The sequence below is a fragment of the Curtobacterium sp. PhB128 genome, from assembly GCF_004340725.1.
Taxonomy (GTDB): Bacteria; Actinomycetota; Actinomycetes; order Actinomycetales; family Microbacteriaceae; genus Curtobacterium.
Window position 1 is genome coordinate 24627 of record NZ_SLUR01000004.1, and the last position, 14356, is coordinate 38982.

General features: G+C 65.7%; 13 protein-coding genes. 8 read left to right on the forward strand and 5 right to left on the reverse strand.

Annotated elements, in window-relative coordinates; genetic code table 11:
• Nucleotides 1–9 precede the first annotated feature (9 nt).
• Complete coding sequence (locus EDF23_RS08245; protein WP_131921384.1) at nt 10–828, reverse strand: aldo/keto reductase; 819 nt, start codon at nt 826–828, stop codon at nt 10–12.
• 210 nt (nt 829–1038) lie between these two features.
• Complete coding sequence (locus EDF23_RS08250) at nt 1039–2244, reverse strand: MFS transporter (RefSeq protein WP_123294955.1); 1206 nt, start codon at nt 2242–2244, stop codon at nt 1039–1041.
• Between the two features lie 334 nt (nt 2245–2578).
• Between EDF23_RS08250 and nrdH the strand changes: the two genes are divergently transcribed.
• From nrdH to EDF23_RS08280, 6 genes are all read left to right on the forward strand, one after another.
• Nucleotides 2579–2812 (forward strand): glutaredoxin-like protein NrdH, encoded by a 234-nt coding sequence (gene nrdH, locus EDF23_RS08255; protein ID WP_017886897.1) that lies wholly within the window; start codon nt 2579–2581, stop codon nt 2810–2812.
• Between the two features lie 109 nt (nt 2813–2921).
• Entirely contained in the window at nt 2922–3338 is a 417-nt protein-coding gene (gene nrdI / locus EDF23_RS08260; RefSeq protein WP_131921385.1) for a class Ib ribonucleoside-diphosphate reductase assembly flavoprotein NrdI, read from the forward strand.
• Nucleotides 3339–3355: 17 nt separating this feature from the next.
• Nucleotides 3356–5461: a class 1b ribonucleoside-diphosphate reductase subunit alpha gene (gene nrdE / locus EDF23_RS08265; protein ID WP_123294953.1), complete on the forward strand. Its 2106-nt coding sequence runs from the start codon at nt 3356–3358 to the stop codon at nt 5459–5461.
• Nucleotides 5462–5555: 94 nt separating this feature from the next.
• On the forward strand, nt 5556–6557 hold the full coding sequence (gene nrdF, locus EDF23_RS08270; protein ID WP_110892181.1) for a class 1b ribonucleoside-diphosphate reductase subunit beta: 1002 nt from the start codon (nt 5556–5558) through the stop codon (nt 6555–6557).
• A 445-nt stretch (nt 6558–7002) separates the two neighbouring features.
• Nucleotides 7003–7404: a helix-turn-helix transcriptional regulator gene (locus tag EDF23_RS08275; protein WP_131921386.1), complete on the forward strand. Its 402-nt coding sequence runs from the start codon at nt 7003–7005 to the stop codon at nt 7402–7404.
• Nucleotides 7405–7448: 44 nt separating this feature from the next.
• Nucleotides 7449–7838: a hypothetical protein gene (locus EDF23_RS08280; RefSeq protein WP_131921387.1), complete on the forward strand. Its 390-nt coding sequence runs from the start codon at nt 7449–7451 to the stop codon at nt 7836–7838.
• 547 nt (nt 7839–8385) lie between these two features.
• Here the strand turns inward: EDF23_RS08280 and EDF23_RS08285 are convergent.
• Both EDF23_RS08285 and EDF23_RS08290 read right to left on the reverse strand, forming a co-directional pair.
• Complete coding sequence (locus EDF23_RS08285; protein ID WP_131921388.1) at nt 8386–9435, reverse strand: methionine synthase; 1050 nt, start codon at nt 9433–9435, stop codon at nt 8386–8388.
• Between the two features lie 20 nt (nt 9436–9455).
• The gene (locus EDF23_RS08290; protein WP_131921389.1) at nt 9456–10430 is read right to left on the reverse strand and encodes a putative oxygenase MesX; all 975 of its coding nucleotides are present in this window, start codon (nt 10428–10430) and stop codon (nt 9456–9458) included.
• 119 nt (nt 10431–10549) lie between these two features.
• Here EDF23_RS08290 and EDF23_RS08295 point away from each other — a divergent pair, with 119 nt between their 5' ends.
• Nucleotides 10550–11491, forward strand: a complete 942-nt coding sequence (locus tag EDF23_RS08295) for a LysR family transcriptional regulator (RefSeq protein WP_123291714.1) — start codon at nt 10550–10552, stop codon at nt 11489–11491.
• 93 nt (nt 11492–11584) lie between these two features.
• Here EDF23_RS08295 and EDF23_RS08305 read toward each other — a convergent pair whose 3' ends face one another.
• Complete coding sequence (locus EDF23_RS08305; protein ID WP_131921390.1) at nt 11585–13078, reverse strand: family 20 glycosylhydrolase; 1494 nt, start codon at nt 13076–13078, stop codon at nt 11585–11587.
• A gap of 90 nt (nt 13079–13168) precedes the next feature.
• Between EDF23_RS08305 and EDF23_RS08310 the strand changes: the two genes are divergently transcribed.
• Nucleotides 13169–14347 carry a GDSL-type esterase/lipase family protein gene (locus EDF23_RS08310; protein WP_131921391.1) on the forward strand — a complete coding sequence of 393 codons (1179 nt, stop codon included), beginning with the start codon at nt 13169–13171 and terminating at the stop codon, nt 14345–14347.
• Nucleotides 14348–14356: the final 9 nt, after the last annotated feature.

Here is a 14356-nt window from a genome sequence, read left to right on the forward strand (position 1 = left end):
GCGCTCCCGTCACGACACCGAGTCGGGGTGCGAGCCCGTCCGCTGCCCGGACTCGAGCGTGGCGATCGCCGCGAGCTCGTCGTCGCTGAGCACGAAGCCGTCGACGTCGAGGTTCGACCGGATCCGCGACGGCGTCACCGACTTCGGCAGCACCACGACCCCCTGCTGCACGTTCCACCGGACGAGGACCTGCGCGACGCTCACCCCGTGTGCGTCAGCGATGCCGGTGAGGATCGGTTCGTCGATCAGCCGACCGCGACCGAGTGGTGACCACGCTCCGGTGACGATGTCGTGCTGCTGGTGGAACTCCATGAGCTCGCGCTGCGGGAGCCACGGGTGCCGCTCGACCTGGTTGAGCACCGGGACCTCGCCCGTCTCGTCGATGAGTCGCTGCAGGTGCGCTACCTGGAAGTTCGAGACCCCGATGCTCCGTGCCCGGCCGGAGTCGCGCAGTTCGACGAGCGCGCGCCAGGTGTCGACGTAGCGGTCGTTCGCCGCGGCCGGCCAGTGGATCAGGTAGAGGTCGACCGCGTCGAGCCCCAGCCGCTCGAGGCTGCCGTCGAAGGCACGCAGGGTCGCGTCGCGCCCCTGGTGGTCGTTCCACACCTTGGTCGTCACGAAGACGTCGTCACGGTCGAGCCCGGAGGCCCGGATCGCCTTGCCGACGCCGGTCTCGTTGCCGTACATCTCGGCCGTGTCGACGTGCCGGTAGCCGGCGTCGAACGCGAGACCGACCGCCGTCTCGGCCTCGGTGTCGTCGACCTTGTAGACGCCGAACCCGATCGCGGGGATCGCGGCGCCGTCACGCAGGGGAAGTGAACTGACCATGCATCCATCCTGCCGGTGCGTGGCGGGCGCGCGCCGGGCCTCCCGGCCATCTGTGGAGAACGCGAGCCGTCTGCCGGACGCTCGTTCCTTCCCACATCGGCCGCGATGGCAAATGCAATCGGGCATACCTGGTCAGAACTTTCGACCAGGTACGCCCGTTTCGGCCAGGTACGCCGCCGAAAGCCCGCGCCGCGCCCGCCCGCCCCCCGCTCAGGTCGGCAGGACCACCGGCTCGGTGTCGGGGATGGGGCTGGCGTCACGGCCGCGCAGGTCGGGCAGCCAGCGCTTGGCCCCGAGCGCGACGACGACGCCCACCCCGGCCATGACCGCACCGACCGTGAAGCCGCCCACCGGGCCACTGCTGTCGATCAGGAAGCCGGCGACCGCGGACCCGCCGGCGGCGCCGATGAGCTGACCGGTGCCCATCCAGCCGTAGGCCTCGGCGGTGTCGGAGAACTTGACGGTGGCGGAGACCGAGCCGAACATCACCGCGAGTGCCGGCGCGATGCCGATGCCCGCGATCACGAGGGCGAGGCAGAGCCACCAGAAGTTCGTGCCGCCCAGGGCGAGCGCGAGACCGACGAAGACGATCGCCATGCGCGTCCACAGGGTGTTGGGGGAGATCGGACGGTGGCCGAAGGCCAGGCCGCCGAACAGGGACCCGACCGCGAAGACGGCCAGGACGATGCCGGCGTTCGGGCTGCCCTCGCCGAAGACGCTCGTGACGCTGGCCTCGACCGCGGCGCACGCCCCGATGAGCAGCAGACCGGTCAGGGTGGCGACGACGACCGACGGGCGCTTCAGCACCACGCCGAACGCGCGCTTCGAGCGGGGGATGCGGACGCGGCCGAGCTCGGGGGAGGCGATGAACCAGATGCCGCCGACCACCAGGAAGACCATGGCGACGACGATCGCCTCGACCGTGCCGACCTGGGTCGCGACGAACGTGGTGATGACCGGGCCGGCGACCCAGATCAGTTCCTGGGCGCTGGCGTCGAGCGAGAACAAGGGGGTGAGCTGCGACGAGGTCACCATCTTGGGGTAGATGGTGCGGACCGCCGGCTGCACGGGCGGGACCGCGAGGCCGCCGAGGAACCCGACCACCACGTAGCCCCAGAGCGGCATGAGGACGAACCCGATGACGCCCATGCTCACGAGCGCGACGATGCTCGTCAGGATGAGGACGGGGCGCATGCCCCAGCTGCCCATCCAACGGCTGGTGAGCGGGCCGGCCAGCGCCTGCCCGACACTCGTCGTCGCGAGCACCAGTCCGGCGGCGCCGTAGGAGTGGAAGACGTGCTCGACGTGCAGCAGGTAGGCCAGCGAGAGCATCCCGAACGGGAAGCGCGCGGTGAGCTGTGCAGCGATGACACGACCCACGCCGGGGGTCTTCAGGAGGGGGCCGTACGTGCTCACGAGACGAGTGTACGGACCGGACGGATCGGGGTGTCACCCGTCCGGGGGAGGTGTGGAGGAGGTCCTCGTCGACACCGTTCTCAGACACGCCGACGAGAGGTGTCGAGAACTTCCGTCCACAGCTTGTGGAGGACTGTCGGTGGTCGGTGCGAGAGTGGCGGAAAACCGGGCCTCCGGGAATCCACAGTCTGTGGATCGGGTTGTGGAAACTACAGGCGTGTAACACTTTCTCTTGTGGTCGACGGGTCCGCCGGGCACAACATGTAGTAGCGTCGTCCTCAGCACCGCACACGAACTTCGGACCTGGAATCAGGCCCAGAAACCAGGGGAGAACATGGCCGTCACCGTCTACACCAAGCCGTCCTGCGTCCAGTGCACAGCGACGTACCGGGCCCTCGACAACAAGGGCATCGAGTACGAAGTGCACGACGTCTCCACCGACGAGGCAGCCCTCGAGCACGTCAAGAGCCTGGGCTACATGCAGGCCCCCGTCGTCGTCACGGACGACGACCACTGGTCGGGCTTCCGCCCCGACAAGATCGCGACGCTCAGCGCCGAACTGGCGTAGTCGCCTCCCGTCCTGTGGACGGTCACCCGGTTCCGTTCAGGAGGCCCGGATCACCGCCCACAGGACACCCCCGGTCCGTCTGTCCGCACCTTCCACCGAGGAGCGCGCCATGAGCCGATTGGTCTACTTCTCGAGCGTGTCCGGGTACACCGCGCGCTTCGTCGAGAAGCTCGGCCGCGACGCGGACCGGATCCCGCTCTACCCGAGCGAACCCTTCCTCCACGTGGACGAGCCCTACGTCCTGTTCCTGCCCACCTACGGTGGCGGCAACGGCGATGGTGCGGTCCCCAAGCAGGTCATCAAGTTCCTCAACGACGCGCACAACCGCTCGCTCATCCGCGGTGTGGTCGTCGGCGGCAACACGAACTTCGGCGAGGCCTACGGCCTGGCAGGGGACGTCATCGCGCGGAAGTGCAACGTCCCCCTTCTCTACCGGTTTGAACTCTTCGGGACCCCTGACGACGTGTCGGCGGTCAACACAGGATTGGATGCATTTTGGACGCAGCAGTTGCAGACGTCGATCTGACGTCGCCGCAGACGGGGATGGACTACCACTCCCTCAACGCGATGCTCAACCTCTACGACGCGGACGGGAACATCCAGTTCGACAAGGATCGTGAGGCCGCCAAGCAGTTCTTCCTGCAGCACGTCAACCAGAACACCGTCTTCTTCCACAACCTGAAGGAGCGGCTCGACTACCTGGTCGAGAACGAGTACTACGAAAAAGCGACGATCGACATGTACTCGCTGGACTTCATCCAGCGACTCAACGATCTGGCGTACTCGAAGAAGTTCCGGTTCCAGACGTTCCTCGGCGCGTTCAAGTACTACACGAGCTACACGCTCAAGACCTTCGACGGCAAGCGCTACCTCGAGCGCTTCGAGGACCGCGTCGTCATGACCGCCCTCGGCCTGGCGCAGGGCAACGAGCAGCTCGCGATCGACCTCGTCGAGGAGATCGTCGCCGGCCGCTTCCAGCCCGCGACCCCCACGTTCCTCAACACGGCGAAGGCCCAGCGCGGCGAACTCGTCTCCTGCTTCCTGCTGCGCATCGAAGACAACATGGAGTCGATCTCGCGCGGGATCAACTCGTCGCTGCAGCTCTCGAAGCGCGGCGGCGGCGTGGCCCTGCTGCTCTCCAACATCCGTGAGGCCGGCGCCCCGATCAAGCAGATCGAGAACCAGTCCTCGGGCATCATCCCCGTGATGAAGCTGCTGGAAGACTCCTTCTCCTACGCGAACCAGCTCGGTGCGCGTCAGGGTGCCGGCGCGGTCTACCTCAGCGCCCACCACCCGGACATCATGAAGTTCCTCGACACCAAGCGCGAGAACGCCGACGAGAAGATCCGCATCAAGACGCTGTCCCTCGGCGTCGTCGTGCCGGACATCACGTTCGAGCTCGCGAAGAACAACGAGGACATGTACCTGTTCTCGCCGTACGACGTCGAGAAGGTCTACGGCGTCCCCTTCGGCGACGTCCCGATCTCCGAGAACTACCGTGCGATGGTCGACGACTCGCGCATCAAGAAGACGAAGATCAAGGCGCGTGACTTCTTCACGACCATCGCCGAGATCCAGTTCGAGTCTGGTTACCCGTACATCGTGTTCGAGGACACGGTGAACAAGGCCAACCCGATCAAGGGTCGGATCAACATGTCCAACCTGTGCTCGGAGATCCTGCAGGTCAACACCCCGACGACCTTCAACGAGGACCTGTCCTACAAGGAGATCGGCAAGGACATCTCCTGCAACCTCGGGTCGCTGAACATCGCGCTGACGATGGACTCGCCGGACTTCGGCAAGACCATCGAGACGGCCATCCGCGGCCTGACCTCGGTCTCGCAGATGTCGCACATCGCCTCGGTGCGTTCCGTCGAGGACGGCAACGACAAGTCGCACGCCATCGGCCTCGGCCAGATGAACCTGCACGGCTACCTGGCTCGTGAGCGCGTCTACTACGGCTCCGAAGAGGGCATCGACTTCACGAACATCTACTTCTACACGGTGCTGTTCCACGCCCTGCGCGCCTCGAACAACATCGCCATCGAGACCGGCGAGACCTTCGACGGGTTCCGCGACTCGAAGTACGCGTCGGGTGAGTTCTTCGACAAGTACACCGACCAGGCGTGGACCCCCGCGACCGCTCGTGTCGCCTCGCTGTTCGACAACGCGAACATCACGATCCCGACGCAGGACGACTGGAAGGCGCTGAAGGCGTCCGTCCAGGAGCACGGCATCTACAACCAGAACCTGCAGGCCGTCCCGCCGACCGGTTCGATCTCGTACATCAACCACTCGACGTCGTCGATCCACCCGATCGCGTCGAAGATCGAGATCCGCAAGGAAGGCAAGCTCGGCCGCGTCTACTACCCGGCGCCGTTCATGACGAACGACAACCTGGACTACTACCAGGACGCGTACGAGATCGGTGCCGAGAAGATCATCGACACGTACGCCGCGGCGACGCAGCACGTGGACCAGGGCCTGTCCCTGACGCTGTTCTTCAAGGACACCGCCACCACGCGTGACATCAACAAGGCCCAGATCTACGCATGGCGCAAGGGCATCAAGACGATCTACTACATCCGTCTGCGCCAGCTCGCCCTCGAGGGCACCGAGGTCGAGGGCTGCGTCAGCTGCATGCTGTAGAGCTGCCGCTCTCTTCCTGGAGGCGCGGGGCGGGCCCCGCCCCGCGCCTCCAGTCCGTCATCAGATCACCATCTCGAATCCGGAAGACAATCCCATGACCCTCACCGACCCGGTCCACGCCACGGGCAAGTCCATCCCGCTGATCAGTGCGGTCAGTGCCATCAACTGGAACCGCATCCAGGACGACAAGGACGTCGAGGTCTGGAACCGGCTGGTCAACAACTTCTGGCTCCCCGAGAAGGTGCCGCTGTCGAACGACGTGCAGTCGTGGAACACGCTGACGCCGGCGGAGCAGCAGCTCACCATGCGCGTCTTCACCGGCCTGACGCTGCTCGACACCATCCAGGGCACCGTCGGCGCGATCAGCCTGATCCCCGACGCGATCACCCCGCACGAAGAAGCCGTCTACACGAACATCGCGTTCATGGAGTCGGTCCACGCGAAGAGCTACTCGTCGATCTTCTCGACGCTGGCCTCGACGCCCGAGATCGACGACGCCTTCCGCTGGTCCACCGAGAACGTGAACCTGCAGAAGAAGGCTCAGATCGTCCTCGACTACTACACCGGTGACGACCCCCTGAAGCGCAAGGTCGCCTCGACGCTGCTCGAGTCGTTCCTGTTCTACTCCGGCTTCTACCTGCCGATGTACTGGTCGTCCCGCGCCAAGCTCACCAACACCGCTGACCTGATCCGCCTGATCATCCGCGACGAAGCCGTCCACGGGTACTACATCGGGTACAAGTTCCAGAAGGGCCTCGAGGGCGCTTCCGAAGAGCGCAAGCAGGAGATCAAGGACTACACGTTCAACCTGCTGTTCGAGCTCTACGAGAACGAGGTGCAGTACACGCAGGACCTCTACGACCAGGTCGGGCTGACCGAGGACGTCAAGAAGTTCCTGCACTACAACGCCAACAAGGCGCTGATGAACCTGGGCTACGAGCCGATGTTCCCCAAGGAGACGACGGACGTGAACCCGGCGATCCTGTCGGCGCTGTCGCCCAACGCCGACGAGAACCACGACTTCTTCTCGGGGTCGGGGTCGTCGTACGTCATCGGCAAGGCGGAGAAGACTGAGGACGAGGACTGGGACTTCTAGGTCGGGTTGCTCGAGACCGGAGGGAGTGTTAGGTTGTGACTGAACAGTCCGGTGTTCAGCTCCTTGACGGATCTAACGCAACTCTCGGCATCGTGTTCGACGGAGGTGAGTGCCGGTCGGAGACGTTCGTCGATAGCCTCCCTATGGCAGTTCGGGCACGCTTCAAGCGGTACTTCGAACTTCTCCGAGATGGCTTGCATGTAAAAAGTCCTGAGCATATGAGGCACCTTGATTCAGACTCGCTCGGAAATGAGATTCACGAACTAAAGAACCACAAGCCTGCCGTGCGACTTTACATGGTGAAGCTCGCTAACAGCGTGGGGGAGACTCGCTGGTTGGCTACTCACGGCACAAAGAAGGTCAAAGACAATCGGGTCCAGGCGGAAGTAGATCGGGCGTGGGGGATCTTCTACAACTGGCTCGATGAGAGTTGAAAGGGTGGGTCATGGCCTTTCCGACTGATGACGCAAACTTTGAAGCAACTTATGCCGAAGAGGCAGCAATGGTCGATTCTAGTGAGTTGTTAGCTGAATTGCTCGACCATAGTCAGATGAGTAGAGCCGATTTAGCCCGTGCTCTCCAGGTCAGTAGGAGTGAAATAACTGAGCGCCTTCGGGGCGAGCGAAATATTACGGTTCGTAAACTTGCCGCCACCGTGCATGCTCTTGGCGGACGCCTGACCGTAGGTGCCGAACTTCTCAATAAAGAGCCCCGAGTCGATCCCTACGCGGAGTGGGCGCGACGGCTAAGCCGTCGCAAAGCACTTAAGCACGCTTCGCATGAAACTGTGGGCGTAGTAATGAAATCAAACCTCATCCGGCTCCAGCACCGAAATCGGGCATCTTGACCGGCTCTGGCGGGTTCGCGCTCCGAGGTCCGCGAATCTTGAATGTGCAAGCCGAAAGCGGTCCGATTGAGCTTGAAGAGCATTTGACGTGGGTTGCGACTCTGTCTCATGAAGACGAAGCTGAGCAATATCGAGTTATCATTGCAACCTTGCATGGCGCGTGGGAGGCGGCGAGAGCCGAGGTGACGATCGGTGTTCAGATTGGCTGGTTAGGGGAATCGGTTGATCGAGAAGATGGCGAATATCTCTCGGCTCTTGCGAAGTCTGATGCCCTTGAGTCGACCTACGATATCGCACGTGCTGCTTTAGTTTCTCTCCTCGCAACGGTTGCGCAAACGGTTATTGAGGTGCCGACGAAGAGCCCTGATGCGGAGGTCTTCTTTTACGAAGACCAAGTGACTGACGGTTCGGAAGCAGATTCAGTTTCTGCCTAGTCAGCGTCATTTGACGTGCTGCCCGGGGCGGAAATAATCACGGCGCTGTTTTAGTCAGCTGATGAGTGGGGCTGCAAATGTGGCCATGGCGCGTTCGGTTTACCGTCGACAGCTCAAGGCGCCGAGTATTTCGTTGTGTCGTAGGCGCTGCGAGCTTTGCGCGGATAGCCTGGCGATGGTGAGGTGGATGAACGGCAAGATCGGGGTGGTGAAAGCCATCTTCGTCCGGTTCGAAGAGTTGCCATCTCACTAAGGCGCAGGCCGCGGACATGAGCGCCGTAGGTTCGGGCGAGCACAGGCTCCGTAGTGCAGAGGCTTGTCGGGGAGCTGGTCACTTCAGAACCGAAGTGTTCGACGTGGACCTTCAAATAGGCGGCGTGCGACACAAGAAGAGAAGTCGTTGAGGTAGCCAAGTCACCAACGCGACCTGCCTGCCGGACCGCAGCCGCGCCTCCAGACCGGATCGAGAGCCGCGCACGCGGCGGACGCAACACGAACGGCGGCCCTCCTCCTTCCGGAAGAAAGCCGCCGCGGTGTCTCGCAGTGGTCAGCGCGCCGACGGGACCGCCGCGCCGACGAGCTCAGCCCGCACGATGTCCGCCCCAGCGGACAGCGCCCCGAGCTTGTCCAGCGCGGCCCCACGCGCAAGCGGAGCCATTCCGCAGTTGGAGCTCGGGATGAGCTTGTCGGCATCGACGAACTCGAGGGCCCGCCGCAGCACCTCCGCGACCTCTTCCGGGGTCTCCACGGTCTCGGTCGCGACGTCGATCGCCCCGAGCATGACCTTCTTCCCGCGGATGAGTTCGACGAGCTCGAGCGGCACGTGCGAGTGGATGCACTCCAGCGACACGATGTCGATCGACGACTGCTGCAGCAGCGGGAACGACTGCTCGTACTGCCGCCACTCCGCTCCGAGCGTCTCCTTCCACTTGTTGTTCGCCTCGATGCCGTAGCCGTAACAGATGTGCACGGCGGTCTCGGCGCGCAGGCCTTCGGTCGCGCGTTCGAGTGCGGCGACGCCCCAGTCCTGCACCTCGTCGTGGAAGACGGTGAAGGCGGGTTCGTCGAACTGGATGATGTCGACGCCGGCGTCCTGGAGCTCGCGCGCTTCCTGGTTGAGGATCGTGGCGAACTCCCACGCCAGTTTCTCGCGGCTCTTGTAGTGCTGGTCGGAGAGCGTGTCGATCATGGTCATCGGGCCGGGGAGCGCCCACTTGATCGGCCGGTCGGTCTGGGCGCGCAGGAACTTCGCGTCCTCGACGAACACCGGCTTCCGGCGACTCACGGCACCGACCACGGTCGGGACGGCCGCGTCGTACCGGTCACGGATCCGGACGGTCTCCTTGCGCTCGAGGTCGACACCGTCCAGGTGCTCGATGAACGTCGTGACGAAGTGCTGGCGGGTCTGCTCGCCGTCGCTGACGATGTCGATGCCGCGGCGCTCCTGCTCGTGCACGGCGGAGCGGAGTGCGTCCTGCTTGCCCTCGGTGAGTGCTGCGCCCTGCAGGTTCCAGGGGGACCAGAGCTTTTCGGGCTCGGCGAGCCAGGACGGCTTCGGCAGGCTGCCGACGATCGAGGTGGTGAGGAGAGAACTCATGGAGGTGAAGATCCAGACGGTCAGCGGGCGGGGACGGAGTCGGCAGCGAAACGCGTGAGAAGCGCGTGGTGCGGCGTCACGAGGTGCTCCTCGGTCCACCGGCCTTGGGTGATCCCGAGGCGGCTGCGCTCCGCACGGTCGTAGGTGACCGGGGTGGGCGTGAAGTCGGTGTGGTCGAGGGTGGGGCGGTAGGTGCTCCCGGCCGGGGTGTTCGCGGCGTAGATCTCCGGGCGGTAGATCTTCTGGAACGTCTCCATGGTGGCGATCGTGCCGATGAGCTGGAGGTCCGTGTAGTCCCCGGTCAGGTCGCCGCGCGTGTAGAACGCGAGCGGGGCCGACGCTCCGGCGGGCTGGAAGTACCGGACCCGCATGCCCATCCGACCGAAGTAGTCGTCGGTGAGCGAGGAGTGCTCGTGCTCGTACTCGGCGCCGAGGACTGGGTGGACGTACCCGGTCCGGCGGTAGGTCTGGCTCGTCGAGACGCTGATGCAGACGACGGGCTCGGCACTGAAGTCCGAGCGGAACGCGGAGGACTCCAGGAAACGCTGGAAGAGCGCCCCGTGCAGCGCCCCGAAGTCAGACGGCAAGCCCGGCGATGACGGCAGCAGCACGGAGAAGTCGTAGTCGCGCAGGTACGACGAGAAGTTGTTGCCGAGGATGCCGTGGTGGTGCTCGCCGGTGTGCTGGTCGACGATCGTGACGTCGAGCATCTCGAGCAGCGGGAACTCGGCGTCCGCTCCTCCGTCGGAGAACTGCAGCGAGGCCGAAACGATGTCGAGGTCCAGGCGGTAGCGATCACCGGCACCGCCAGCAGAAGCCCCCGCGAGGTCGTTCGCGCGCCCGTCGATCATCGCCAGCGCAGCACGGAGGTTCTCCTGCCGGCGCTCGCCGCGCGCCAGGTTGGCGAAGTTCGTGGTCAGCCGGGAGCTGTCGGCGGGGGAGTAGTCCTCGTCGAACCGGGTCCGGGTGATGCTGAAGGTGAGGTCGTTCGCCATGGTCGGCAATCTGTTCGTCGAGCGCCCGAGGGCACTGGGGAAGGGGTACGTCGATCATGACGGGAACCGCGGGCCATCAGGTAATATCGAGACGCTATGCACCGGTATAGCCTCGGCCTATGGCCCGTGTCTCGAACGACATCACCCTGCAGCAGCTCCGGTACTTCATCGAGGTCGCGACGGAGGGCTCGATCAGCGCCGCGGCCGACCTGCTCTACGTGTCGCAGCCGACGATGTCCGCGGCGATGAAGGACCTGGAGACGCGGATCGGGCGCCCGCTCTTCACCCGATCGGCTCGGGGCGTCGTCCTCACCGTCGACGGCGTCGAGTTCCTCGGGTACGCCCGGCAGGTCATCGAGCAGGTCTCCCTGCTCGAGCAGCGGTACGTCGGCCGGCAGCGGTCGCGTCGGCTCCTCGGGGTGTCCTCCCAGCACTACTCGTTCGCCGTGGAGGCCTTCGTCCGCATGGTCGAGGGCGCGGCCGCGGACGAGTACGAGTTCTCGCTGCGCGAGACACGCACCTGGGACATCATCGAGGACGTCCGCACCCTGCGGAGCGAGGTGGGCATCCTCTACCGCAACGACTTCAACAAGCAGGTGCTCGGCAAGCTGCTACGGGACGCAGGGGTCGTGTTCACACCGCTGTTCGTCGCCGAGCCGCACATCTTCGTGGCCCGTCGGAACCCCATCGCGTCACGGGAGCGTGCGACCCTCGAAGACCTCGCCGACCTGCCGCGGCTGACGTTCGACCAGGGCGCGAACAACTCCTTCTACCTGGCGGAGGAGATCCTGTCGACGATGTCGAGCAAGCGGGAGATCCGCGTCTCGGACCGGGCGACGATCTTCAACCTCATGATCGGCCTCGGCGGGTACACGATCTCCACCGGGCTCATCAGCGACGACCTCGACCCCGAGATCGTCGCCATCCCCCTCGACGTCGACGAACGCATCGAGATCGGCTGGATCGCGCACGCTTCGGTTCCCCTCACCGTGCAGGCGCAGACCTACCTGGACGAGTTGCGCGCGGTGGTCACCAGTTACGGCGTGGAGCCGCTGGGGTAGGTCCGGCGGTGGATCCGGTGGATCCGGTGGATCCGGCGGGTCCGGTTGGTCCGGCTGTTCCGGCGGTCGGCCTGGAGGCCCGTCACGCGTCCGTCAGGAGGCTGCGGTCTCGATCATCGCCTTCACGTGCGGCGCGCTCCACCGCAGGAGCGCGTCAGCAGGTGGACGCTCGAGGTCCTCGCCCCAGATCGCGACGGCCGCGCCCGACATCGGAGCAGCGAGACGTGCTCCGGAATCGCCGTCCCACGTCCGGAGCGACCAGTGCTCGCGGAGATCGGCGACGGTGTACTCGCTGTCGGCCGGGTCGAGGTCGGTCGGCACCTCGTACAGGTAGTACGAGTTGTAGTTGAGCAGGTCGATCCCGGCCTGCTGCAGGTCGACCGCACTGGCCCGGCGTGCTCGGCGTTCGCGGCGCTCGGCTGCGTCCTCGGTGTCACCGTCGAAGCTCCAGTACGTGACGTGGATGCGCGGGTCCAGTCGCCCGACCGCAGCGCGATCGATCCCGTCGTTCCAGGCCCACACCTCGCGGTTGCCGAGCGCGGCCGCCATCGCGTTCATCCACGCGACGCGTTGGGCGGCGGTGACGTCGCCGCCCCATTCGTCCCCACCGATGTGCACGGTGCGGCTGGACGGGAACGTCCGCTGCACCTCGGCGTACAGCTTGGTCGCCAGCGCGAGACTGCCCGGCGCCGACGGGTCGAGCTCGCTCTCGCCCGAACGGATGCGGTCGACCCACTTCGTGCCGTGCTCCGCCTCGAGCAGGGCGAAGGCGGCAGCCATGTGGCCGGGAGTGTCGACCTCGGGCACGATCGCCACGCCCCGCTTCGCCGCGTACTCGGCGATCGTGCGTGCCTGTGCGGCGCTGAGGAACGGACGACCGGTCACGCGGCTCGTGTAGACGCCGTGGTCGAGATCGGCGTTCGCGAGGGTCTGACCGAGGACCTTGCTCTCGATCCCGACGTTCTGGTCATCGGTGAGGTGCAGGTGCAGGAAGCGGCCGCCGTCGTCGGCGAGCAGGTCGATGTACCGCTTGATCAGTGCCACGGGGTAGTAGGCGCGAGCGACGTCGAGCATCACGCCGGTCTGGGGACGTGGTCGGGGCGTCGGCTTGGTGGTGACGGTCGAAGCGGACGTACGGCAGTGCTGCCCGGAGTACGCACCCACGCAGGCGAGGACCGAGTACTTCCCGGCCGCGGCACGGGAAGGCGTCGTGCGGACCGCGCTGACCGTCGTGCTCGAGCCCGGGGCGAGTGGTTTCACCGCGACCCGGCCGAGCGAGTACTTCTTCGTGCTGGTCGACAGGGAGAGCCAGGCCGACGAAGCTGGCTTCCGCACCGAGGTGGTGTTCGTGACCTTCAGGGTGGCCCGCACGGCGCTGCCGGTCGAGGTGACGGTGGACGCCGCGGTGACCTTGGTCACCGTCACCGGCGACGCCGCGGTGTCAGCGGACCCGGCGACCGCATCGATGCCGACCAGCGCTGCTGCCGACACGGCGATCGCCAGACCGACCGCGATGGTCCGTCTGACGGAGTGCGGCGCGGTCGCTGGACCGGCAGTCGGGTCCGGAGTCCCGGTGGAGGAGGGCACGGAGACGACGGTAGTTCACCAGGGTTGCGCGGTTAGCATTGCCCGACCCGGCGCCCGGTCGCGGACTCCGTCCCACCCAAGGGAGACAACGTGAACGGCCACGAGCGCACCACCGATCGCGGTCAGCGTCGAGGGGCTCCCCGGCTCGTCGCCGGCCTGGTCGTCGCACTCGTGTCGATCGTCGCGACGGGGTGCTCCGCGGCGAAGACCCCGGAGGTCGCCGAGCCGCTCGCGACCTGGAACGCCGCCGTGGCCGACCGGACCGAGGCGCCCGCGAACTGGGTCGCCCTGGGGGACTCGATCACCGAGGGGCAGGGCGCCTCGTCACGCTCCACCCGGTGGATGGACCTCACGCTCGACCAGCTGCGCACGGAGCACCCGACGGACGGGGTCGCCGGAGGGGCCGGGTACCTGCCGGCACAGTTCGCCGTGTACGCACCGGACTCGACCTGGGGTGACTGGGCGGCCGCGCGCACGGGGGAGAGCCAGTTCGACATCACTACCCCCGACCTCGGCTACCGATCGGTCGCGATGCAGGCGGGCGCCTCGCGGAGCTACGGCTTCACGGGCACCGGGATCGACATCTGGTGGGCGCGCTACCCCGGGTCCGGTGACTTCACCTACAGCGTCGACGGAGCCGCACCGACGACCGTCGCCACGACCGGGACTGCCAGTACCGGGACGATCACGAAGGTGGACGGACTGTCGAGCGGGGAGCACACGGTGACCGTCACCGCCGTCGCGCCGTTCTCCTTGCTGGGGTTCACGATCTACGACGGCGACCGGGACGCGGGCATCCACCGCTACGGCTCCGCGCACTCGGGCTCGACGATCGCGACGTTCACGAAGAACCAAGAGGGCTTCCTGACGGCGATGCGTCGTGCTGCGCCGGACCTCATCACCATCACGCTGGGTGGCAACGACGCGGCGAATCTCACACCCGACGAGCTCGGCGCCCAGTACGTGGCGTTCCTCGAGACGCTCGCAGCGCTCCCCTCGAAGCCCTCGCTGCTCGTGATCGGCGAGTTCACCCCGGCCTCGAGCATGACGGACGGCATGTCGAGCGAGTGGTCGAGCTACCTCGCCGAGATCAAGCGTGCCGCAGCGAAGAGCGGAGCCGCGTACGTCAGCATGGCTGACACCTTCCCCGAGGCCGACACTTCCGGGACGGGGATCTACTCGACGGACGGCATCCACCCCAACGACGAAGGGCAGCGTCGGATCACGAAGCTCGTACTCGCCACCCTGGCTGCGCACGAGGGCGACTGACCGGCGGAA